The organism is Streptomyces lydicus (assembly GCF_001729485.1).
Classification (GTDB): Bacteria; Actinomycetota; Actinomycetes; order Streptomycetales; family Streptomycetaceae; genus Streptomyces; species Streptomyces lydicus_D.
The window spans coordinates 3,556,317-3,576,266 of the sequence record NZ_CP017157.1 but is presented as its reverse complement, the minus strand read 5'-3'; the positions used below and the strand labels follow the sequence as shown (position 1 = coordinate 3,576,266).

Genomic DNA, 19,950 nt, shown 5'->3' with positions numbered 1-19,950 from the left:
CCGCCGGGCGGCGGGTCGGCAGAGCCATGATGGCGCCGGAGTGAACACTGGGTCAGGTAAGTCAGGTCAAAGCTTGACCGGGTGTTGACCCTTCAGGATCGTTCGGCGCCCTATTGGGTCAGCAGGGCCCGGCCGTACCAGTCCGCTTCGTCGCGTACGCCCGGCAGTGCGAAGAAGTAGCCGCCGCCGAAGGGCGTGACGTAGTCCGTCAGCGGTTCACCGGCCAGCCGGCGCTGCACGGTCTCGAACTGGCGGGCCGGGTCCTGCTGGTAGCAGCAGAACAGCAGGCCCATGTCGAGGTTGCCGTTGGTGTCGACGCCCCGGTCGTAGTTGTACGCGCGGCGCAGCAGACGCTGGTCGGTGGTGGCCGCGGTACGGGGGTTGGCCAGCCGGATGTGGCTGTCCAGGGGGATCACCTCACCCTTGGGGTCGCGGGGATAGTCCGGCGTGTCGTGTTCCCGGCCGCCGTCGAGGGGCGCGCCGCTGTCCCGGGCGCGGCCGAACATCCGCTCCTGCTCCGGCAGCGAGACCCGGTCCCAGAACTCCACCAGCATGCGGATCAGCCGGACGACCTGATAGCTGCCGCCGACGGCCCAGCCGGGCTCGCCCGCGCCGCGCCCGACCCACACCAGCCGGTCCATCTCGCGGGCGCTGCGGGCGTCCGGGTTCGCCGTGCCGTCCTTGAAGCCCAGGAGGTTGCGGGGCGTGCCGGAGGGGCGGGGCGGACTGGTGAAGCCGTCCAGCCGCCAGCGCACCTGCATGCCGCCCCGGGTGTGCCGGGCGATGTCACGCAGCGCGTGCAGCACGGTGTCCGGTTCGTCGGCGGCGAGTTGGAGGCTCAGGTCGCCGTGGCACCAGTCGGCCCGCAGGTCGTCGTCGGGGAAGACGGGCATGGCGGTCAGCCGGCGCGGGGCACGGTCGTGCAGCCCGAACCGGTCCTCGGCGAAGAGCGCCGCCCCCACGCCGAGCGTCACCGACAGCGCACCGCCGGGCACCCGCTCCCCGAGCAGGCCCGAGTCGGTGGGCGGCCCGGTGATACCGACCGAATCGGGGGTTCCGCCGCCGGTCAGGAAGCGCGCCCGGGCGGTGACGGTGCGCAGCAGGTCGGCCAGCTCCCGGCGGTTCCCGGCGGTCACGTCGAAGGCGGTGAACGCGGTGAAGCGGCGGGGCGCGGCGAGCACCGATGCCTGGTGGACGCCGTGGAACGCGACCGGCGGCGGGATGTCCGGCACCGCCGCGGGGCCGGGCGTCGGCACCGTCACACCGGCCCCGGACCCGTCGGCGGGCGCGGCGCCGCCGGCCGCGAGCCCGGCACCGGCGAGCGCGGCACCGCGCAGGAACCGTCGCCTGCCGACCCCGTGCAGGTCGCGATCCTCACCCATCCCGCTCACACCGTCCTCCGCGCGTCGCACAGCGTCGCCACCGACGCCAGCCGCTCCACCAGGTCTCCGACCAGCGCGTCGGTCCGCTCCCGCCGGGCCCGGTCCAGGTGGTCCGGCGCCGTCCACCGCCCGCCGTGCCGGAACCCGTCGAGCAGCTCCTGTGCACGGTCCAACTCCCTTTCCAGCGACGGAAGTCCGGGGTAGCGGGAGACCAGCAGCGGCCGCAGGCGGCTGAGCACGGCCCGGGTGCCGTCAAGGTTGGCGCGGGCGGTGGCGAGGGCGCTGCCGCTGCCGTAGTCGGTCCGGCCGGTCAGCTCGAACTGGAGGGTGTTCTCCAGGATTTCGTGGGCCCGCAGGCCGAGGTCGGCCGGCTCCATGCGCGCCTGCGCCCAGTCGTCCCGCAGCCGCCGCACCTCGTCGGCGAGCGCGGTGGCCGGCGCCCGCAGCGTGCCGGCGGACTCGCCGTGCCACAGTCCGTACTCAAGGCGGTGGAAGCCGCTGAAACCCGGGTCCCGGTCGCCGCGCGGCAGTCCCGCGCCGGTGCCGTTGATCTTCCGGTCCGCGTCACCGAAGGTGCCGTACGCGGCGCCCAGCCGCTCGTAGGTGAGGTGCGCGGGCAGCCAGGCGTGCCGCGCGCCCGCCAGGTCCCCGCGCGCCACGGCGTCCCGCAGCCGCCCGGTCCGCCCGACGAGTTCGTCCAGTCCGCGGCCGACCCACTTCTGGTAGTCCAGCGCCGGCGGAATCAGATCGTGCTCGGTGACGGGTGCCGCCGCCGGCCCGCCGGTGCCGCCGCCGCGGATCCGGACGGTGGGCCCGGTGACCGCGTCGGCGTCGTCCGGCAGGCACATGAAGGCGTACGTCCCCCCGCCCAGCCGGACCCGCAGCTGCCGCGTCGTGCCGGGGGCGAGGCCCTCCACCTCACCGTAGATCGCGCCGGTGCGCGGGGACTTGAGGTACACCTCGGCCGCCACGTCGGAGGTGTTGTGCAGATCGAAGACCTGGGTTCCGGGCCGGGCGTGCCGCCATCCCCGTCCGCACCGGCCCGAGGACACCTCCACGCCCGTGTGCGGCAGCCCGTCCGCCGCGGCCGGTGCGCGCCCCGCGCCGCCGGCCGCTCCTCCGCCGGCTACCACCAGTCCCGCCAGCAGCCCGCCGGCGAGCAGGGCGCCGCCGATTCCCAGGGTCCGGGGTGTGCACAGCTTCTTGAGGCCGGATCGCGGCACTCCGGGCCTCCCGAGGAGTCGTTCAGATCGTGCGGCGAGGGATTCGCCACGGCACCGCGCCCGCCGTGCCGGCCGGCGAGCGCCGGCGCCCCCATGCTAGGCAGCGCGAGGGACGCGTACATCCGTACGCCCGAAGAGATGCCGAAAGTTGGCCGGGGGTTCACCGGGCCGTGGGTTCGTACGGGCCGCCGCGCGGCGGCCGGACGCCTCGGCGCCGGTCAGCCGTCCGCGGGCGGCGCCGTCAGGACGGCTCGTACGAGCCGGTCGGCGTACGTGGCGGGCAGCGGTTCCGGGCGGAAGAGGATGCGGTACATCATCGGGGCCACCACGTGGTCCAGCACCGCTTCAACGGTGGGGGCGGTTTCGCCGCGCTCCGCCGCGCGGGCCAGGACGGCCTCGATCTGGTCGGCGGCGTAGGCCGAGCAGCGCCCGGCGTTGCTGCCGTCCGGGTCGCCGAGCAGGGCGTCGCGGACGTAGGCGCGGCCGGGCCCGGAGGCCATCTCGTCGAGGAACTGCCGGGCCCAGGAGGTCAGATCGGCGTCGAGGCTGCCGCGGTCGGCCGGGGGTTCCTCGGGGCGCAGCCGCTCGACCGCCACGTCCGACAGCAGTTCCTGGAGGTCGCCCCAGCGGCGGTAGATCGTCGACGGGGTGACCCCGGCGCGGGCGGCGACGGCCGGCACGGTCAGCGCGGCGCGGCCCGCTTCCGCCTCGATCTCCCGTACGGCGGCGTGCACGGACGCCTGGACGCGGGCACTGCGTCCGCCCGGGCGGGCCATGGGCTTGCGGCTCATGGCACCACCTTAAGGCACATATTTTGCGTCTGGGGCGGACGGCCGGCGGCCCGCGGCCAGGGGCTCAGTCCCCGCTCCCGGCCACCCCGCCGAGCTCGCCGTGCGCGGTTTCGTAGGCGTGGCCCGCGCGCAGCACGGTGGCTTCGCCGAGCGGCCGTCCGATCAGCTGCATGCCGACGGGCAGACCGTCGTGAGCGCGGCCGACCGGCAGGCTCAGCGCCGGCAGGCCGGTGATGTTCGCGGGGGCGCAGAGCCGGACGTAGGCGTCGGCGACGCTCTCCGTGGTGCCGTCGGGCCAGGTGACGTTCTCCTGGCCGGCCGGGACGGCCGTCATCGGCACCGTGGGCGCGGCGAGCAGATCGACCCGTTCGAAGAGGTCCCGCCACGCCCGGCGCATCAGGGTCCGGGCCCGCTGGGCGCGGAGGTAGTCGCCCGCCGAGACCAGTTCGCCGGCCTCCAGGAGGACGCGCACGTCGGGCGCGTACAGCTCGGGGACCGCGCGCAGGGTGCGCTCGTGGGCGGCGGTCGCCTCGGGGACCATCAGCCCCCACTGCGTGGCCTGGACGTAGCGGGTCAGCGGTATCTCGACGTCGACGAGTTCGGCCCCCATGGCCGACATCCGGGTGAGGGCGTCGCGCACCGCGGTCTCGACCTCGGGAGCGACCCGGTCGAAGTAGTAGTTGGCCGGTACGCCGATCCGCAGGCCCGCGAGGTCTCCGTCGGGGACGAGGGCGCCGGGGGCCGGTGCGTCGCGCAGGGTGGCCGGGTCGCGGGGGTCGTGGCCCGCCAGCGCGGCCAGCACCAGCGCCGCGTCGCGCACCGTGCGGGTGAGCGGCCCGACGTGGTCGAGGGACCAGGACAGCGGGGTCACGCCGTGCCGGGAGACCAGGCCGTAGGTCGGCTTGAGGCCGACCACGCCGTTCAGCGCGGCGGGCACCCGGATCGACCCGCCGGTGTCCGTGCCCAGGGCGAAGGTGGCTGCTCCGGCGGCCACGGCGACCGCCGATCCGCCGCTCGATCCGCCCGCTACCCGGCTCCGGTCCCGGGCGTTGCGGGTCTGCGGCGTGGTCAGTCCGTAGGCGAATTCGTGGGTGTGGGTCTTGCCGACCAGGACCGCGCCGGCCTCGGCCAGGCGGCCGGCCACCGTGCTGTCGGTCCGCGCGAGGTGGCCGGATCTGACCCGGGAGCTGGCGGTGGTCGGCAGCCCGGCCGCGTCGATCACGTCCTTGAGCGCGAAGGGGATGCCGTGCAGGGGGCCGCGGCGCCGGCCGGCCGCGCGCTCCCGTTCCGCCCGCGCGGCCGCGTGGCGCGCCGGGCCGGCCACCACGGTGACGTACGCGCCCAGTTGTTCCTCGACGGCGCCGATCCGTTCCAGTACGGACTCGGTCAGCTCCACCGGGGAGAGGCTGCCCTCTTCGAGGGCGGCGGCCGCCTCGGCCAGCGTCAGTTCAAAGGGACGCATCGTCGGCCTCCTGTCCGGCGGTGTAGACGGCGGCGGGCGGGGTGTCCCCGAAGTCGAGCTCGCGCAGGGTGCCGATGACGGTGCGGATGTGGTGCGCGGTGGCGGCCACCTCGGCGTGGCGGCCGGCCTCCAGCGGAAGGCCCTCGCGGAGCGCCCACCGGGCGGCTTCCTGGGCGGTCAGTTCCTGTGGGCTCATGGCATGTCCTTGCTGTGCGGAGGACGGACGGTGGCCGGCGGGGTGATCGGCCCGTCGTGCCGGGGCCCGGACACCACCCCACCGTAAAAGCGAAAGGTTTGCGTTAGGGGAGCCTAGGGGCTACTCTCCGACTAACGCAAATAAATAGCTTTACGAAAACGGAGCGCCGGATGCACACCCCCACGACACCCTCGGCAGATTCGACTGACACCCCGTCACCCACCTGGTCGGTGGGGGACCTTACCGTCCATCGCATCGACGAGGTGCCGCTGCCCGCGGAGACCGGCCACTGGCTGCTGCCCGACGCGACCCCGGAGCTGGTGGCCGACGTGCCCTGGCTGCGGCCCGACTTCGCCGACGCGTCCGGGGCCCTGCGCCTGGTCAGCCAGAGCTTCGCGTTCGAGGTGGGCGGCATGCGGGTGCTGGTCGACACCGGGATCGGCAACGGCAAACCGCGCGCCAATCCCGCGTGGAACAACCTCCTCAGCGACTATCCCGACCGGCTGGCCGCGGCGGGCTTCGCCCCCGAGACCGTCGACCTGGTCGTCCTCACCCACCTGCACACCGACCACGTCGGCTGGAACACCCGCGCCGACGGCACGGCCTGGCGCCCCACCTTCCCGCACGCCCGCTATGTGACCAGCCGCGTGGAGTGGGACCACTGGGCGGCCACGGAGATGGACGCCGCCCGGCAGCAGATGTTCCGGGACTCCGTGCACCCCGTCAGGGACGCCGGGCAGCTCGACCTCGTCGAGCTGCCCGCGGAGGGGACCGAGGTCGCACCCGGCGTCCGTCTGGTCCCCACGCCGGGCCACACCCCCGGCCACCTCGCCGTGGAACTGGACGGCGGCACCGGCGCCGCCCTGATCACCGGCGACGCCCTGCACCACCCGGTGCAGACGGCGCATCCCGGCATCACGTCCTGCGTGGACATCGACCCCCGTCAGGCGACCGCCACCCGACGCCGGCTGCTGGCCTCCCTCGCCGGCAGCGGCACGCTGGTCCTCGGCACGCACTTCCCCGACCCGACCGCCGGACTGGTGACCGCGCACGGCGACGCATACGGGTTCACGCCCGTCCCGCCGGGCGCCTGACACCGGGCCTAGGACCGGGCCCCGTACGCGGTCAGGAAGCGGTCACGGAAGGAGTCCATCCGCCATACCGGCGCCTTCGGGCCGGGGTTGAGGCCGTCCTTCCAGCCCCAGCCGTGGATCCGGTCCAGCACCGACCGGTCGTGGGCGACGATCGCGACCGGCACGTCATGACTGGCGTTCTCGCCGGTGACGGCCTTGACCGGCTGGTGGTCGCCGAGGAAGACCAGGACGGTGTTCTTCTTCCCGTACTTCGTGACGTAGGAGATCAGGCTGTCCAGCGAGTACCGGATGGACCGCGCGTACTCGGTGCGCACCTGGTCGGGGTCCTGCCAGACCTCCTTGGGGTCCTTGCCCGCCCGGTGGATGGCGTTGTAGACCGAGCCGTCACCGACCTTGTTCCAGCCGATCATCTTGGGGAGCGGCGCCCAGGGGTTGTGACTGGACGTCAGGATGATCTCCGACATCAGCGGTTTGCCGCCCGGCTTGCCGTGCCGCAGCCGCTCGAACGACGCGAGGCTGTACTGGTCGGGCATGCTCGACCAGCTGAACTTCGGGCCCCGGTAGCCGAGGTTGCGGGAGTCGTAGACGCTGTCCAGGCCGTAGAACTTGCCCTCGGGCCAGGACCGGTTGACCCCGGGCATGATGCCGACCGTCTGCCAGGCACCGGTCCGCCGGAAGGCACCGGTCAGGCTCATCCGGTCGCTGGAGGTGACGGTGTGGTAGCGCTGCTGGTTCGTGATCCACAGGCCCGACATGAAGGTGGAGTGCGCCAGCCAGCTGCCGCCGCCCGCCGTCGAGGAGGTGAGGAAGGCGCTCTGCGAGTGGAACCCGGCCCGGTCCAGCCGGCGGGTGCCGTCGGCGAGCGCCGCGTCGACCTGTGCGTCCATCCTCGGGTCCTGGAGGGCGCTGCGCCCGTAGCTCTCGATGAAGGTGAAGATGACGTCCTTGCCGCGCAGCCCGGTCAGCAGCCGGCCGGCCGGTACGTCGCGGAAGGAGTCGGCGGCCGCCTCCTTGGCGAACACCCGCTCGTCCTCGACGCTCACCCGTACCCGGTCGGCCCGGTCCTCGGCGAGTGCGACCGCGCGGCCGGCGGCGAGGGGCGCACCGGCGAGCTGGGTGCCGAGCGCGGCGCAGGTGACCCACACCGTGCCGAGGACGAGGGTGGTACGGGTCGCCAGGGCACTGTGCCGGGATATCAGGCGGCTCAGCCGGCCGACCGCCAACGTCATCGAGACCAGCAGCGCGAGGACCAGGACCACGACCCCGATCACCGCGGCCACGGCACCCGTCGGGCCGGCCGCGTCCTCCAGGAACGACTCGGCGTCGCCGAACAGGCTCCAGTCGAGCACCGGGTCGAAGGGCCGGTCCAGCACCGCGAAGAAGCCCATGTCCAGGCAGTTCAGCACGGTCAGCAGACCGAGGCCGGCGCCGGCGAGCAGCGCCGCCACCCGCCTCGGCCGCGGCGGCAGTACGAGCAGGACGGCCGCGCCGACGATCCCCTCCACCGGGATGCGCAGGAAGGCGCCGGGCGTCAGCGCGGTGAGCTGATTGGGCAGCAGGAGCGCGCACAGCACGAGCAGCGTGGCCAGGACGGTGGTCACCCGGGCCGCGGCCCGCGCCGCGGCAGGGTAGCGCCCGCGCAGGCCGCGACCGGGCGCCGCCCCGTCCGGTGCGGGCTGCCCGGGGCCGTCCGGCACCGGGTCCTCCGCCACGGTGGCCCGGTCCGTGTCCGGCAGCTTGTTGGAGCGCGTGAAGAGCAGCACCCGAAGGTCCTTCCGTGCGAAGCCCGGTGATGAAGTGGCGGACGAGGCCGATGGGGCCGGGGCCGTCGTTAGCGGTACGTCCCGCGGACGCACCGCGTTCAACAGCACGGGCCGCTTCCCGGCACCCGGCATTCTCCCCGTCGGCCGGCGGGCCCCCGGCGGCCGCTGCCGCCTCCCCGGGCCCTCGGCCACCCGCGTGGTCCGGCCACCGCCGTACAGGTGATTCCCGCGGTGCCGCGGCCGGGCGGGTGTGGGGCGCGGAGGGAGCAGGAAAGGAATAGGTCACCCCGACGGGCACCCCTGAGCGGAGGCCGTGGCGCTGACGCGACCTCGACGGCAAGGGGAACGCCCTCGCCTCCGACGGGGCCGGAGCAGCCCGGCCGGCCCCACCCCCACCAGAGGTTGCGAGTTGACGCACATGAGCCCGTCCACGTCTCGTACCGTCCTCGCCGGCGCCGGCGCGGTGGTGCTGCTCACCACCGCTCTCGCCCTGCCGAACGCCACCGCCGCGCCCCGCCCGGTACCTGACCCTCCGACGGCCGCCACCGCCGCCCAGCGCGCCAAGCAGATCGGCTCTGCCCTCGGCAACGAGGGGGCGGGCTCCTACTACGACGCCGAGCACCACAAGCTCATCGTGAACGTGACCAGCGAGAGCGCCGCCGCCAAGGCCCGTGGGGCCGGCGCCGACGCCAAGATCGTCAAGCATTCGCTGGCCTCGCTGGACGCCGCCCGCGCCACCCTGAAGCGGCACGCCTCGATCCCGGGCACGTCCTGGGCGATGGACCCGCGCAGCAACAAGGTGGTCGTCACCGCCGACCGCACGGTCCGCGGCGACGGCCTGGAGCGGCTGCGGGAGGTCACCTCCTCCCTGGGCGACCGCGCCGCCCTGCGCCTGTCCTCGGGCACGCTGCGTCCGCTGCTCGCCGGCGGCGACGCCATCTGGGGCAGCACCGCGCGCTGCTCGCTCGGCTTCAACGTCACCAAGGGCGGCCAGCCGTACTTCCTGACGGCCGGGCACTGCACCCATGCGGTACGGAGCTGGTCGGCCGCCCAAGGGGGCCCCGAGGCCGCCGTGTCGGAGGGCGGCAGCTTCCCCGGCGACGACTTCGGGATCGCCAGGTACACGGCGGCCGCCGTGGTGCACCCCGGCGAGGTGAACCTCTACAACGGCAGCACGCAGCGCGTCACCGGCGTCGGCGAGGCGATCGTCGGGCAGCGGGTGCGGCGCAGCGGCAGCACCTCGCACGTCCACGACGGTGAGGTGCTCGCGGTCGACGTGACGGCCAACTACCAGCAGGGGCCGGTCGAGGGCCTGATCCAGACCAACATCTGCGCGGAAGCCGGCGACAGCGGCGGCCCGCTCTTCGAGGACGCCACCGCGCTCGGCCTGACGTCCGGCGGCCGCGGTGACTGCGTGTCGGGCGGCGAGAGCTACTACCAGCCGGTGGGCGAGGCCCTCGCCCGCACCGGGACGCAACTCGGCTGACCCCGCGCCGCCGGCCGTGGCCCCAAGTCCACGCCCCTGAACGTCAGTTACCGGTCCTCGGACACCGGGTGCCGGTCGCCGGAAAAAGCCGGGCCGGCGGGGCCGGGAACGGTCCCGTGACGGCCCCTCCCGGGGGCATCGAGGGCGTCCCGCCCCCTGCCGCGGGTGCGGCCCCGCACCTCGTCCCGCGGGGCGCTCACACGACCGCTCACGACCTCCGGCCACCCGCCCTGAGCTGGGCTTTCCCCACTGCCGACGGTACCGTCGACGGACCGGGAAGGGGGATCCGGATGGACCGGAACATCCACACCGTCGACGACGTCCTCAGGCTGCTGGACGGCCTGTTCGCACCGGAGGCGGACCGCTGGACCGCCGACGGGGCCGCGTGGTGGGACGACTTCTACGCCGACCGCTCCAGGGCGGTGCCGTTCTTCGCGGCGAAGCCCGACGAGAACCTGGTCGAGTACCTCGAACGCGACCTGCTCGGCCCGGGGCGCGCGCTCGACCTCGGCTGCGGCCCGGGGCGCAACGCCCTGCACCTGGCGTCGCGGGGCTTCGAGGTCGACGCGGTGGACCTCTCCCCCGCGGCCCTCGCCTGGGCCGAGGAGCGGGCCGGCGCGGCAGCGGCCCGGGTGCGGTTCCTGCCCGGCGACGCGTTCGCGCTCGCGGACGGCGGCGCGCTCCGCGGCCCGTACGACCTGATCTACGACTCCGGCTGCTTCCACCATCTGCCGCCGCACCGGCGCATCAGCTACCTGGCGCTCCTCGACCGGTCGCTCGCCCCCGGCGGGCACTTCGCCCTCACCTGTTTCGCGTCCGGTGCGATGGGCTCGGAGCTCGACGACGCCGACTTCTACCGGCAGTCCCGCCTGCACGGCGGCCTCGCCTACACCCCCGCGTCGCTGCGCCGGATCTTCGGTGACCTGACGGAAGTCGAACTGCGCCGCATGCACGACGAGTCGCCGGGGTCGGCGTGCTTCGGCGAGCCGTTCCTCTGGACGGCGCTCTTCCGCCGCGACGCCCGGCCGTGACCGCGCCGGGCGCGCTCAGTGGTGCGGACCGCGCGGCACGGCCAGATCGGTGAGCAGGGCCGTGCGCGGGGTGGCCCGCGGCCACGGGTCGTGCTGGGCGAGGACGGCGATCGCGCTGGTGGGGAGCTTCTCGCGGACGCGTTCCAGGGCGTCGCTGAGCGCCTCCGAGGCGAGCAGCAGAACGAGGTCCTGCACCGCGGGATTGTGTCCCACCAGCAGCAACGTGCCCACGGTGGCCGGGGTTTCGTGGACGACGGCGAGCAGGTCGGCGGCGTCCGCACCGTAGAGCCGGCCGTCGTGGCGGACCGGGGGCGGCGCCGGCAACTGGGCGGCGGCGAGCTCCCAGGTCTCCCGGGCCCGGGCCGCGGTCGAACAGATCACCAGGTCCGGGAGGCAGCCGGCGTCCCGCAGCCAGCGGCCCGCGGCCACCGCGTCGCGCCGGCCGCGCCCGGCGAGCGGCCGGGCGTGGTCGTCCACGCCCGGTGGCCGGGCGGATTTGGCATGCCTCAGGACGACGAGCCGGCGCACTCCGGTCACGGGGCCTCCCCATGGGGTCGACGGTGAAAGTCTGCTGTCCGACCGCCAGCTTCACACCCCGGCGCGGTCCGCGAAAGCGCGTGCGGCGGTCACCCGGTGTGGTTGTACCCCGGTGGGCCCGGTTCACGGCGTGACGGTCAGCACGTCGCCCACCGGGCCGGGCCCTCCCCGCCGGGCCGGTGGCCGGGGTCACGGCCGTCGCGGGTGCGTTCCGGGCGGTGCGGGGGCCTGGGTGGCGAGGACCGCCGCCTGGATGCGCCGCTCCACACCGAGTTTCGCCAGCAGCCGCGAGATGTGGTTCTTGACGGTCTTCTCGGAGAGGTAGAGCCGCTTGCCGATCTGACGGTTCGTCAACCCCTCGCCGATGAGCCCGACGATCTCCCGCTCCCGCGGGGAGAGCCCGGACAGCGCGTCCGCCTGCGGCTCGCCGGCGCTCTCCGCACCGCGCAGCGTGGTCATCAGCCGTGCGGTCGTCGCCGGGTCCAGCATCGAGCGCCCGGAGGCGACCGTCCGTACGGCGGCCACCAGGTCGGCGCCCTTGATCTCCTTGAGCACATAACCGGCCGCCCCGGCCATGATCGCGTCCAGCAGCGCATCGTCGTCGTCGAACGAGGTGAGCATCAAACACGCCAGACCCGGCATCCGCGAGCGCAGCTCCCGGCAGACCGAGACCCCGTCGCCGTCCGGCAGCCGCACATCCAGCACCGCGACATCCGGCCGCAGCGCCGGACCACGGGCCAACGCATGATCGGCCGTACCGGCATCACCCACCACCTCGATGTCCGGTTCCGCGTCCAGCAGGTCCTGCACCCCACGGCGGACCACCTCGTGGTCGTCGAGCAGGAACACCCGGATCGGCCGCTCCGGTGAGAATGCCGCAGCCTCGCTCATCACGCCCTCCGACGGATACCGGACCCTGCCCGCTGCCCCCATCGTGGCCCGGATCGCGGGGCGGTGCCAGGGCGGCACCGCCCCGGCCCGGTGGGCGCCGCGCGACCGGGGCCGTTCGGCCCCTCACACCGGCCCGTCCGGCGTGGCACGGTCGAAGGACAGGGCGAAAGGGGTGCGCGATGCCTCTCCGGAAGATCCGCCCGCCGTGGCGGCACGGCCCGCTCAGGCGCGGCACGGATGTCGCCGAGTCCTGGATGATCCTGGTCACCGGCGTGCTGGTCGCGGTGCTGGCACCGGCCGCCGGTGTCACGGCCGCCGGCGCGGTGGACTCCGCGTCCGCGCGGGAGAGCCACAGCTGGCACAGCGTGTCCGCCGTGCTGACGGCGGATCCGCCCGCGCGCATCGGGCTCGACTCCACCGGCGGCGCGGCGGGCCGGGTCCGCGCGACGGTGCGGTGGACGGCCGGCGACGGCGCGGTGCGGACCGGAGAGACAACGGTGGCACCGGGGCTGCGGGCGGGTGACCGCACCACCGCCTGGCTCGACCGGCACGGAGCGCTGGTACGCGATCCCTTGACGCCCGCGGACTCCCTGGCGCAGACCATCGCGGTGGGCACCGTCGCCGCGTCCGGCACCGGTCTGCTGCTGGTGGGCGCCGAGCGGGCCGGCGCGGCGCTGCTGAACCGGCGGCGCGCCGCGCAGTGGGAGCGGGAGTGGGCGGAACTGGACGCCGAGTGGCGGCACCGCCAGACGTGAGCGCGCACCGCCGGACGTGACCGCCGCGGCGCCGCCGGAGGCCCGCCCCGCCCGGCCGGGCGGTCACGCCCGCTGACGCCCGGGCGCCTCGTGCCGGTAGGTGAGACGGTTGACGACCGCGGTGACCCCGTCGACCTGCCGGGTCATCCTTACGGCGAGGGCCACTTGGCCGCTGTTCTCCAGGGACCCGCCGAGCGTCACCACCCCGTCGTGGACGGACACCGCCACGCTCGTCGGGCTCAGCCACAGCGCCCGCACCAGGATGTCGTCGGACACCTCCTCGCGGATCTCGGCGTCCGCGCGCGCGAAGATCCGCAATACGTCCCGCCGGGTGAGCATGCCGATCAGCCGGGCCTCCTCGTCCACCACCGGAAGCCGCTCGATGCCGCTCGCGCTCATGAGCCGGGCCGCCCGGACGACGGAGTCGTCGGCCCGCACCGTACGCGCGGGAGCGGACATCACCGCACCGGCGGTCAGGTCCCCGTGCCCCGCGGCGCCGCGCCCCGCCCGGGCCAGGTCCGTGGCCGAGACGACCCCGATCACCCGGTCGTCGGCGTCCACCACCGGCAGGCCGCTGATGTCGTACTCCCGCAGCCACCGCGTCAGTTGGGCGGCCGGTGTCCCGCTCCGCGCACGGACCACCTCATCGGTCATGACGCTGCCGACCCGTCGGCGCTTCATGTCGGGTCCTCCCTCCGGACCGGGGCCGTCCGGTGCCCCTCACGAACCGGAGGTCTCCGCTGCCGGCCCCGTGCGGGCCGGAGCCGGGTCGGTGACGTGGAAGGTCACGTCGACGACGCCCTCCACCGCCCGCACCAGACGGGCCGCCACCGCCCTGAGTTCCCGGCCGCGGAGCGGGCCCCGGAGGGTGACCGTCCCGTCGGCGACCTCCACCGAGATGTCGTCCAGCGCTTCGGGGAAGAGCCGCCCGACGATCTCCGTGCGGACCTCCGCCGCGAGCTCCGCATCGGAGCGCAGGAACACCTTCAGCAGGTCGGAGCGGCTGACGATGCCTTGCAGCATGCCCTGCGCGTCGATCACGGGGAGGCGCTTGACGGACTTGTGGGCCATCGTCCGCGCCGCCTGCGCCACGGTGTCGTCGGCCCGCACGGTCAGGGCGGGCGCGCTCATCAGTTCCCGGGCGGTCAGGGCCCCGGCCTTGCGGACGTCGTCCAGCCGGTCCAGCTGCTCCAGCCGGCTCGGCTGCGCCGTCCGGAACTCCTCCTTGGGCAGCAGATCGGCCTCGGAGACCACGCCGATCACCCGCCCTTCCCCGGCGAGCACGGGCAGTGCGCTGACCTTCCGCCGCTCCATGGTCTCGACGATCTCCTTGAAACCCGCTTCCTGACCGACCGCGTAGACGGTCCGGGTCATCACATCGTTGACGGTGCACGGGGTGTGTGCCATGACGCCCTCCTCGGCAGCGGCCGTGGCGACACCTCCAGCCTCCCCTCCCCCGGCGTCGCAGGGCAGGGGCCGTACGGACCAATCGCCCGCCGCACGCCGCGGCTTTTCTCCGTACCGTCGTCGCATGGCGAAGCAAGACGGCAAGAGCCGCGGAAAGCTGCCGAAGGCGCTGTACGAGCGGGAGCTCTACCGGCTCCAGACGGAGCTGGTGACGCTTCAGGAGTGGGTGCGGGCCGAGGGCGCCCGGCTCGTCGTGGTCTTCGAGGGGCGCGACGCGGCGGGCAAGGGCAGCACCATCAAACGGGTCACCCAGTACCTCAACCCCCGTGTGGCGCGGATCGTGGCGCTGCCCCGGCCCACCGAGCGGGAGCGCACCCAGTGGTACTTCCAGCGCTACGCGGAGCACCTGCCGGCGGCCGGCGAGATCGTGCTGTTCGACCGGAGCTGGTACAACCGGGCCGGCGTCGAGCGGGTGATGGGCTTCTGCACCCCGGTCGAGTACCAGCTGTTCCTGCGGCAGTGCCCGGTCTTCGAGCGGATGCTGGTGGAGGACGGCATCCTGCTGCGCAAGTACTGGTTCTCGGTGAGCGACGCGGTGCAGGAGCAGCGGTTCCGCAGCCGGCTGAAGGACCCGGCGCGGCGCTGGAAGCTCTCCGCCATGGATCTGGAGTCGCTGACCCGCTGGGAGGAGTACTCGCGGGCCAAGGACGAGATGTTCGTGCACACCGACATCACGGAGGCCCCGTGGTACGTCGTCGAGAGCGACGACAAGCGCCGGGCCCGGCTGAACATGATCGCCCACCTGCTGTCCACGGTGTCCTACCGCGACATCGCCCCGCCCGCGCTCGACCTCCCGCCGCGGCCCCCGGCCACCGGATACCGGCGGCCGCCCCGGGACCTGCAGACCTACGTGCCCGACCACTCGGCGGAGCTGGCGGACTGACGGGCCCGGACCGGCGGCCACGGCCGTACCGGCGCCGGGCCGCCGTGCGGTCGCTCAGCCGTCCGAGGGTGCCGGTCCGGCCGGCGGAAGGGTCACGGTGACCGCCGTACGTCCGGGGCGGCTGGTCAGGTCGATCCGGCCACCGTGCGCGGTGACCACCGCCTGCACGATGGCGAGCCCGAGTCCGGTGCCGCCGGCGGCGCGGGAGCGGCTGTGGTCGGCCCGGACGAAGCGGCCGAAGACCTCCGGCTGGAGTTCCTCGGGGATGCCGGGGCCGTCGTCCTCGACCGTCAGGACGGTGCCGCGCTCCTCGGCGGCCAGGCGCACGGTGACCGCGGTGCCGGCGGGGGTGTGGGTACGGGCGTTGGCCAGCAGATTGCCGATCGCCTGCTGGAGACGGTGCTCGTCGCCGGTGGTGGTCACCGCGGTCTCGGGGAGGTCGAGCCGCCAGCGGTGGCCGGGGCCGGCCGCCCGGGCGTCGTCGATCGCGTCGAGCACCAGCCGGGTCAGGTCCACGGGCTCGTGTTCCAGGGCGCGGCCCGCGTCGAGGCGGGCGAGCAGCAGCAGGTCGTCGACCAGCCGGCTCATCCGTTCCGACTCGGCCTGGATGCGGTCCAGGGAGCGCCGGACCTCGCCGGGCACCGGCCCCTTGTGCCGGAGGGCGAGTTCGGCGTGGCCGCGGACGTTGGCCACCGGGGTCCGCAGTTCGTGGCTGGCGTCGGCGGCGAAGTGACGCAGCCGCTCCTCGCTGGCGTGACGGCGTTCCAGGGCGTTGCCGACGTGGCCGAGCATCCGGTTGAGGGCGGTGCCCACCTGGCCGACCTCGGTGCGGGCGTCGGCCACCGGCACCGGCGCCGGCATCGCCACCTCGCCGCTGGCCAGCGGCAGCTCGGCGACCCGCGAGGCCGTGGTGGTGACGCGGCGCAGGGGGCGCAGCGACAGCCGTACCCACAGCGCGCCCAGGACGCCGGTGATCACGAGGGCCCCGCCGAACACCGCGGCCTCCACGGCCTCCAGCCGGTGCACGGTCTCCTCGACGGGGTGCAGCGGCAGGCCGGTGACCAGGACGTCGCCGTCGTCGCCGGTGACCGCGTTGACGCGGTAGCGCCCGAGTGCGGACAGCCGGAGGCTGTGGCCGGTGCCGTCGGCGGGGAGGCCGGCCAGCGCCCGGCGGTCGTCGGCGGTCAGCGGCACCGCGGCATCCGTCTGCTGGCGGACGACGGCGGCCTGCGTCGGGTTCCCGCGCAGCAGCCGGGCGCCGAAGGTGCCGTCGGACTGGCCGCGGGTGTCGGGCCGGTTGTCGGCGTCCGGCCGGGCCTCGTGCTCCAGGCTCACCGCGAACCGCCCGGCGGCCGCGGACAGCTGCTGGTCCAGGCGGCGCACCAGGAACCCTTCGAGCGCGAGGGCGGTGGTCACGCCCACCGCGAGGCAGGCCAGGGCCAGGAGCGCGACCAGTCCCGCGGTGAGCTGGCTGCGCAGGGTACGGGGGAAGAACCGGCTCACGGGGACTCCGGCTTGAGGACGTAGCCGACGCCGCGGACGGTGTGGATCATCGGGGTCCGGCCGGCGTCGATCTTCTTGCGCAGATAGCTGATGTAGAGCTCGACGACGTGCGACCGGCCGCCGAAGTCGTAGGACCAGACCCGGTCCAGGATCTGCGCCTTGGAGAGCACCCGCCGTGGATTGCGCATCAGGAACCTGAGCAGCTCGAACTCGGTGCGGGACAGCTCGACCAGCTCGCCGCCGCGGAGTACCTCCCGGGCCTCCTCGTCCATCACGAGGTCCCCGACGACCAGCCGGTCGCCGTCCGGCTCGCGTGCCATGCCGGCCCGGCGCAGCAGCCCGCGGAGCCGTGCGAGCACCTCTTCTAGGCTGAACGGCTTGGTCACGTAGTCGTCGCCGCCCGCGGTGATGCCCGCGATCCGGTCCTCGACGGCGTCACGCGCGGTGAGGAAGAGGACGCAGACCGTCTCCAGTTCCTGGCGCAGCAGCCGCAGCACCGCGAGGCCGTCCAGGTCGGGCAGCATCCAGTCCAGGACGACGGCGTGCGGGCGGAAGGTGCGGGCCAAAGCGAGCGCCTGGGTGCCGTCGGCGGCGCTGCGCACCTCCCAGCCCTCGCTCGCCAGGGCGCCGGAGAGCACCTCGGTGAGGTCCGGTTCGTCGTCGACGACCAGGACGCGCACCGGCGAGCCGTCGGTGCTGTGCAGGTGGGCGGGGGTGCGGTGGCTGGGCATGGTGCGTCCAGCATGCCTCGCCCGGCGCCGCACGGAGGTATGAGCCGGCTCTGAGTTTCCTGTGAATCAGCTCGCGGGGCCGGTGCTCAGAGCGTCCTCAGAGGTTGCGCTGCGACGCTGGCGCGCACCACGGAAGGGGAAGCCCATGAGCACCGTCTCGCACCTCCGCCGCGGCACCGTCCACGGCACCGCACCGCGCCGCCGGCCGGCCGTCCCGGGCCCGCTGCTGGCGCAGTGCGTCATCTGGGCGGGGGCCGCCGGCGTGCTCGCCCTGTGGTGGACCGGTACGGCGTCGGTGGTGGGCCCGGCGGGCTGGCTGACCGGCGCCGGCCGGATCACCGGGCTGCTGGCGGGCTACGCCTGCGCGGTGCTCGTCGCGCTGATGGCCCGCGTCCCCCTGCTCGACCACACCCTGGGCACCGACCGCCTGGCCCGCTGGCATGCCGCGGCAGGCCGCTACACCGTCTCGCTGGTGTGCGCGCACATCCTGCTGATCATCTGGGGTTACACCCTGACCTCGCAGGACGGCGTCCTGCACGAGACGACGACGCTCGTCCTCGACTACCCGGACATGCTGAAGGCCACCGCGGGCTTCCTGCTGCTGGTGGGCACCGGTGTCGTCTCGGCGCGGTTCGCCCGCCGCAGGATGAGCTACGAGACCTGGCACTACCTCCACCTCGCCACCTATCTGGCGCTCTTCCTCGCCTTCGGCCATCAGCTCTCCAACGGCGCCGACTTCGTGGGGCGGCGTCCCGCCCAGCTCGGCTGGTACGCCCTGTACGCGGGGGTGGGCGCCGTGCTCGTCTGGTACCGCTTCGTGGTGCCGGTGCGACGGGCCCTGCGGCACCGGCTGCGGGTCGCCGAGGTCCGCGCGGAGGCGCCGGGCGTGGTGTCGGTGTACCTCACCGGCGAGCGGTTGGCCGAACTCGGCGCCCGGCCGGGCCAGTTCTTCCGCTGGCGCTTCCTGACGCCGGGCCTGTGGTGGACCGCCGGCCCCTACTCGCTCTCCGCGCCGCCGCGCCCCGATCACCTGCGCATCACCGTCAAGGCGGCCGGCGGGCACAGCGCGGCGCTGGCGCGGCTGCGGCCCGGCACCCGGGTGTGGGCCGAAGGCCCGTACGGTGCCTTCACCGAGGCGCGGCGGCGGTCCGCCAAGGTGCTGCTGCTCGCCGGCGGCGTGGGCATCACCCCGCTCCGTACGCTCTTCGAGACCCTCCCCGGCGAGGTGACGCTCGTCTACCGGGCACGGCGCCCCGAGGACCTCGCGCTGCGCGGCGAGCTCGACGCGATCGCCGCGGCCCGCGGTGCGGTCGTCCACTACGTCGTCGACGAACCCGCCGCGTACTCCTCACCATTGACGGCTCGCGCGCTGAGCCGCCTGATCCCGGACCTGGCCGCCCACGAGGTGTTCCTGTGCGGTCCGCCGGGCATGGCGCAGGCCGCCCGGAAGGCGCTGCGGGTCGCCGGGGTGCCCCGGCGCCGCGTCCACCACGAGTCGTTCGAGTTCTGAGGAGCCCCCGTGCGCCGAGCCGTTCTCACCGCAGCGTCGACCACCGCGCTGGTCGTTCTCCTGCTCTCCCTCAAACCGCACCAGCCGGCCGGACTGGCCGGCGACCCGTCCCAGGCGGGCGCCGCACCGGCCCCGTCGCCCTCCGGAAGCCCCCGGCAGGGCAAACACCCGGCGGACGGCACCTACACCGGTGCCACGATCAGCACCCGTTACGGCGACGTGCAGGTCGCCGCCACCGTCAGGTCGGGCCGGCTGACCGCCGTCAAGGTGCTGCGCGCCCCGTCGGAGAACGGACGCGACCGGGAGATCGCGGCCTACGCCGTTCCCCGCCTGACACAGGAGGCACTGAGCGTGCACAGCGCCCGGATCGACGCGGTCTCCGGCGCCAGTTACACCAGCGAGGGCTACATCCGGTCCCTGCAGAGCGCCCTGGACCGGGCCGGTGTCTGAGCGCCGGCGCGGGCTGCGCCATGTCGAGCGGGTGATGGGCACGGTGTTCTCGTTCGACATCCGGGACGCCCGGACCCCCGCCCTGGAGGCCGCCCTGGGCGAGGCCGTCGCCTGGCTCCACCACGTCGACGCGGTCTTCTCGACCTACCGTCCCGAGAGCGCCGTCAGCCGGCTGGGCCGCGGTGAGATCGGGCTCGACGACTGCCCGGCGGAGGTACGCGAGGTGCTCGGCCGCTGCGAGCGGGCGGAACGGGTCACGGGCGGCTGGTTCAGTGCCACCGCCGGCGCCACCCTGGACCCGTCCGGGCTGGTCAAGGGGTGGGCCGTGGAGCGGGCCTGGCAGCTGCTACGGGCGGCGGGAGCCCGTGACACCTGCGTGAACGGCGGGGGCGACCTCCGGTTCGGCGGGGAGTCCGCGCCGGGCCGCCCCTGGCGGATCGGCATCGCCCACCCGCTGCGGCCCGGTGACCTGTGCACCGTCGTCACCGGCCGCGACCTGGCCGTCGCCACCTCCGGCAGCGCCGAGCGCGGGCCGCACATCCTCGATCCGCACACCGGTGCGCCGGCGTCCGGCCCCGCCTCCGTCACCGTCGTCGGCCCCGACCTGTCCACGACCGACGCCTACGCCACGGCCGCGTTCGCCATGGGGGCGGGCGCCCGGGCCTGGCTGGCGGGCCTGGACGGCTACGAGGGCTTCGCCGTGACGCAGGACGGCCGCTCGTGGCGCACCCCGGGCTTCCCCGGCCCGGCGTTCACCTTCCGCCCGTCCGCCGCGGCCACCTCGTGGTGACCGTC

General features: G+C 74.5%; 20 protein-coding genes. 8 read left to right on the top strand and 12 right to left on the bottom strand.

What is annotated here, in order from left to right; translation table 11 throughout:
* Positions 1-110 precede the first annotated feature (110 nt).
* From efeB to SL103_RS15465, 5 genes are all read right to left on the bottom strand, one after another.
* Complete coding sequence (gene efeB / locus SL103_RS15485; protein ID WP_069569584.1) at positions 111-1,382, bottom strand: iron uptake transporter deferrochelatase/peroxidase subunit; 1,272 nt, start codon at positions 1,380-1,382, stop codon at positions 111-113.
* Positions 1,383-1,387: 5 nt separating this feature from the next.
* Positions 1,388-2,605, bottom strand: coding sequence for an EfeM/EfeO family lipoprotein (locus SL103_RS15480; RefSeq protein ID WP_069569582.1), 1,218 nt, complete (start codon positions 2,603-2,605; stop codon positions 1,388-1,390).
* A gap of 218 nt (positions 2,606-2,823) precedes the next feature.
* Positions 2,824-3,396, bottom strand: coding sequence for a TetR/AcrR family transcriptional regulator (locus SL103_RS15475; protein WP_069569580.1), 573 nt, complete (start codon positions 3,394-3,396; stop codon positions 2,824-2,826).
* A 64-nt stretch (positions 3,397-3,460) separates the two neighbouring features.
* Positions 3,461-4,858, bottom strand: a complete 1,398-nt coding sequence (locus tag SL103_RS15470) for an Asp-tRNA(Asn)/Glu-tRNA(Gln) amidotransferase GatCAB subunit A (protein ID WP_069569578.1) — start codon at positions 4,856-4,858, stop codon at positions 3,461-3,463.
* Positions 4,845-5,054, bottom strand: a complete 210-nt coding sequence (locus SL103_RS15465) for a hypothetical protein (RefSeq protein WP_069569576.1) — start codon at positions 5,052-5,054, stop codon at positions 4,845-4,847. Before SL103_RS15465 ends, SL103_RS15470 begins: the two co-directional genes overlap by 14 nt.
* A gap of 170 nt (positions 5,055-5,224) precedes the next feature.
* On the opposite strand from SL103_RS15465, the gene SL103_RS15460 reads away from it, so the two are divergent.
* On the top strand, positions 5,225-6,148 hold the full coding sequence (locus tag SL103_RS15460; protein WP_069569574.1) for an MBL fold metallo-hydrolase: 924 nt from the start codon (positions 5,225-5,227) through the stop codon (positions 6,146-6,148).
* Between the two features lie 8 nt (positions 6,149-6,156).
* Here the strand turns inward: SL103_RS15460 and SL103_RS15455 are convergent, their stop codons facing one another.
* Complete coding sequence (locus tag SL103_RS15455; protein ID WP_244303915.1) at positions 6,157-7,911, bottom strand: sulfatase; 1,755 nt, start codon at positions 7,909-7,911, stop codon at positions 6,157-6,159.
* 313 nt (positions 7,912-8,224) lie between these two features.
* Between SL103_RS15455 and SL103_RS15450 the strand changes: the two genes are divergently transcribed.
* Positions 8,225-9,397, top strand: a complete 1,173-nt coding sequence (locus SL103_RS15450; RefSeq protein ID WP_164492809.1) for a S1 family peptidase — start codon at positions 8,225-8,227, stop codon at positions 9,395-9,397.
* A gap of 290 nt (positions 9,398-9,687) precedes the next feature.
* A complete protein-coding gene (locus tag SL103_RS15445) occupies positions 9,688-10,428 on the top strand; it encodes a class I SAM-dependent methyltransferase (RefSeq protein WP_069569570.1) in 741 nt (246 codons plus the stop codon).
* A 15-nt stretch (positions 10,429-10,443) separates the two neighbouring features.
* On the opposite strand, the gene SL103_RS15440 is transcribed toward SL103_RS15445, so the two are convergent.
* Together SL103_RS15440 and SL103_RS15435 are read right to left on the bottom strand one after the other, a co-directional pair.
* Positions 10,444-10,956, bottom strand: a complete 513-nt coding sequence (locus SL103_RS15440) for a SixA phosphatase family protein (RefSeq protein WP_069573748.1) — start codon at positions 10,954-10,956, stop codon at positions 10,444-10,446.
* A gap of 198 nt (positions 10,957-11,154) precedes the next feature.
* Positions 11,155-11,856, bottom strand: a complete 702-nt coding sequence (locus SL103_RS15435) for a response regulator (RefSeq protein ID WP_069569568.1) — start codon at positions 11,854-11,856, stop codon at positions 11,155-11,157.
* A 179-nt stretch (positions 11,857-12,035) separates the two neighbouring features.
* On the opposite strand from SL103_RS15435, the gene SL103_RS15430 reads away from it, so the two are divergent.
* On the top strand, positions 12,036-12,611 hold the full coding sequence (locus SL103_RS15430; protein WP_069569566.1) for an Rv1733c family protein: 576 nt from the start codon (positions 12,036-12,038) through the stop codon (positions 12,609-12,611).
* A 63-nt stretch (positions 12,612-12,674) separates the two neighbouring features.
* Here SL103_RS15430 and SL103_RS15425 read toward each other — a convergent pair whose 3' ends face one another.
* A complete protein-coding gene (locus tag SL103_RS15425) occupies positions 12,675-13,292 on the bottom strand; it encodes a CBS domain-containing protein (protein ID WP_069569564.1) in 618 nt (205 codons plus the stop codon).
* A 39-nt stretch (positions 13,293-13,331) separates the two neighbouring features.
* Positions 13,332-14,018, bottom strand: coding sequence for a CBS domain-containing protein (locus SL103_RS15420; RefSeq protein WP_069569563.1), 687 nt, complete (start codon positions 14,016-14,018; stop codon positions 13,332-13,334).
* Between the two features lie 124 nt (positions 14,019-14,142).
* On the opposite strand from SL103_RS15420, the gene ppk2 reads away from it, so the two are divergent.
* The gene (gene ppk2, locus SL103_RS15415; RefSeq protein WP_069569561.1) at positions 14,143-14,961 is read left to right on the top strand and encodes a polyphosphate kinase 2; all 819 of its coding nucleotides are present in this window, start codon (positions 14,143-14,145) and stop codon (positions 14,959-14,961) included.
* 54 nt (positions 14,962-15,015) lie between these two features.
* Here ppk2 and SL103_RS15410 read toward each other — a convergent pair whose 3' ends face one another.
* Both SL103_RS15410 and SL103_RS15405 read right to left on the bottom strand, forming a co-directional pair.
* Positions 15,016-16,464: a sensor histidine kinase gene (locus SL103_RS15410; protein ID WP_069569560.1), complete on the bottom strand. Its 1,449-nt coding sequence runs from the start codon at positions 16,462-16,464 to the stop codon at positions 15,016-15,018.
* Positions 16,461-17,195: a response regulator transcription factor gene (locus SL103_RS15405; protein WP_069569558.1), complete on the bottom strand. Its 735-nt coding sequence runs from the start codon at positions 17,193-17,195 to the stop codon at positions 16,461-16,463. Before SL103_RS15405 ends, SL103_RS15410 begins: the two co-directional genes overlap by 4 nt.
* 145 nt (positions 17,196-17,340) lie before the next feature.
* Between SL103_RS15405 and SL103_RS15400 the strand changes: the two genes are divergently transcribed.
* The 3 genes from SL103_RS15400 to SL103_RS15390 are packed head-to-tail and all read left to right on the top strand — an operon-like array spanning position 17,341 to position 19,945.
* Complete coding sequence (locus tag SL103_RS15400; protein WP_069569556.1) at positions 17,341-18,705, top strand: ferredoxin reductase family protein; 1,365 nt, start codon at positions 17,341-17,343, stop codon at positions 18,703-18,705.
* Positions 18,706-18,714: 9 nt separating this feature from the next.
* Complete coding sequence (locus SL103_RS15395) at positions 18,715-19,155, top strand: FMN-binding protein (protein WP_069569554.1); 441 nt, start codon at positions 18,715-18,717, stop codon at positions 19,153-19,155.
* Positions 19,148-19,945, top strand: coding sequence for an FAD:protein FMN transferase (locus tag SL103_RS15390; protein ID WP_069569552.1), 798 nt, complete (start codon positions 19,148-19,150; stop codon positions 19,943-19,945). Before SL103_RS15395 ends, SL103_RS15390 begins: the two co-directional genes overlap by 8 nt.
* Positions 19,946-19,950: the final 5 nt, after the last annotated feature.

Bases quoted from the DNA above. Each gene is read 5' to 3' on its own strand.
- efeB (WP_069569584.1), bottom strand. From the start codon at position 1,382: ATGGGTGAGGATCGCGACCTGCACGGGGTCGGCAGGCGACGGTTCCTG.
- SL103_RS15475 (WP_069569580.1), bottom strand. From the start codon at position 3,396: ATGAGCCGCAAGCCCATGGCCCGCCCGGGCGGACGCAGTGCCCGCGTC.
- SL103_RS15470 (WP_069569578.1), bottom strand. From the start codon at position 4,858: ATGCGTCCCTTTGAACTGACGCTGGCCGAGGCGGCCGCCGCCCTCGAA.
- SL103_RS15465 (WP_069569576.1), bottom strand. From the start codon at position 5,054: ATGAGCCCACAGGAACTGACCGCCCAGGAAGCCGCCCGGTGGGCGCTC.
- SL103_RS15460 (WP_069569574.1), top strand. From the start codon at position 5,225: ATGCACACCCCCACGACACCCTCGGCAGATTCGACTGACACCCCGTCA.
- SL103_RS15445 (WP_069569570.1), top strand. From the start codon at position 9,688: ATGGACCGGAACATCCACACCGTCGACGACGTCCTCAGGCTGCTGGAC.
- SL103_RS15435 (WP_069569568.1), bottom strand. From the start codon at position 11,856: ATGAGCGAGGCTGCGGCATTCTCACCGGAGCGGCCGATCCGGGTGTTC.
- SL103_RS15430 (WP_069569566.1), top strand. From the start codon at position 12,036: ATGCCTCTCCGGAAGATCCGCCCGCCGTGGCGGCACGGCCCGCTCAGG.
- SL103_RS15425 (WP_069569564.1), bottom strand. From the start codon at position 13,292: ATGAAGCGCCGACGGGTCGGCAGCGTCATGACCGATGAGGTGGTCCGT.
- SL103_RS15420 (WP_069569563.1), bottom strand. From the start codon at position 14,018: ATGGCACACACCCCGTGCACCGTCAACGATGTGATGACCCGGACCGTC.
- ppk2 (WP_069569561.1), top strand. From the start codon at position 14,143: ATGGCGAAGCAAGACGGCAAGAGCCGCGGAAAGCTGCCGAAGGCGCTG.
- SL103_RS15405 (WP_069569558.1), bottom strand. From the start codon at position 17,195: ATGCCCAGCCACCGCACCCCCGCCCACCTGCACAGCACCGACGGCTCG.
- SL103_RS15400 (WP_069569556.1), top strand. From the start codon at position 17,341: ATGAGCACCGTCTCGCACCTCCGCCGCGGCACCGTCCACGGCACCGCA.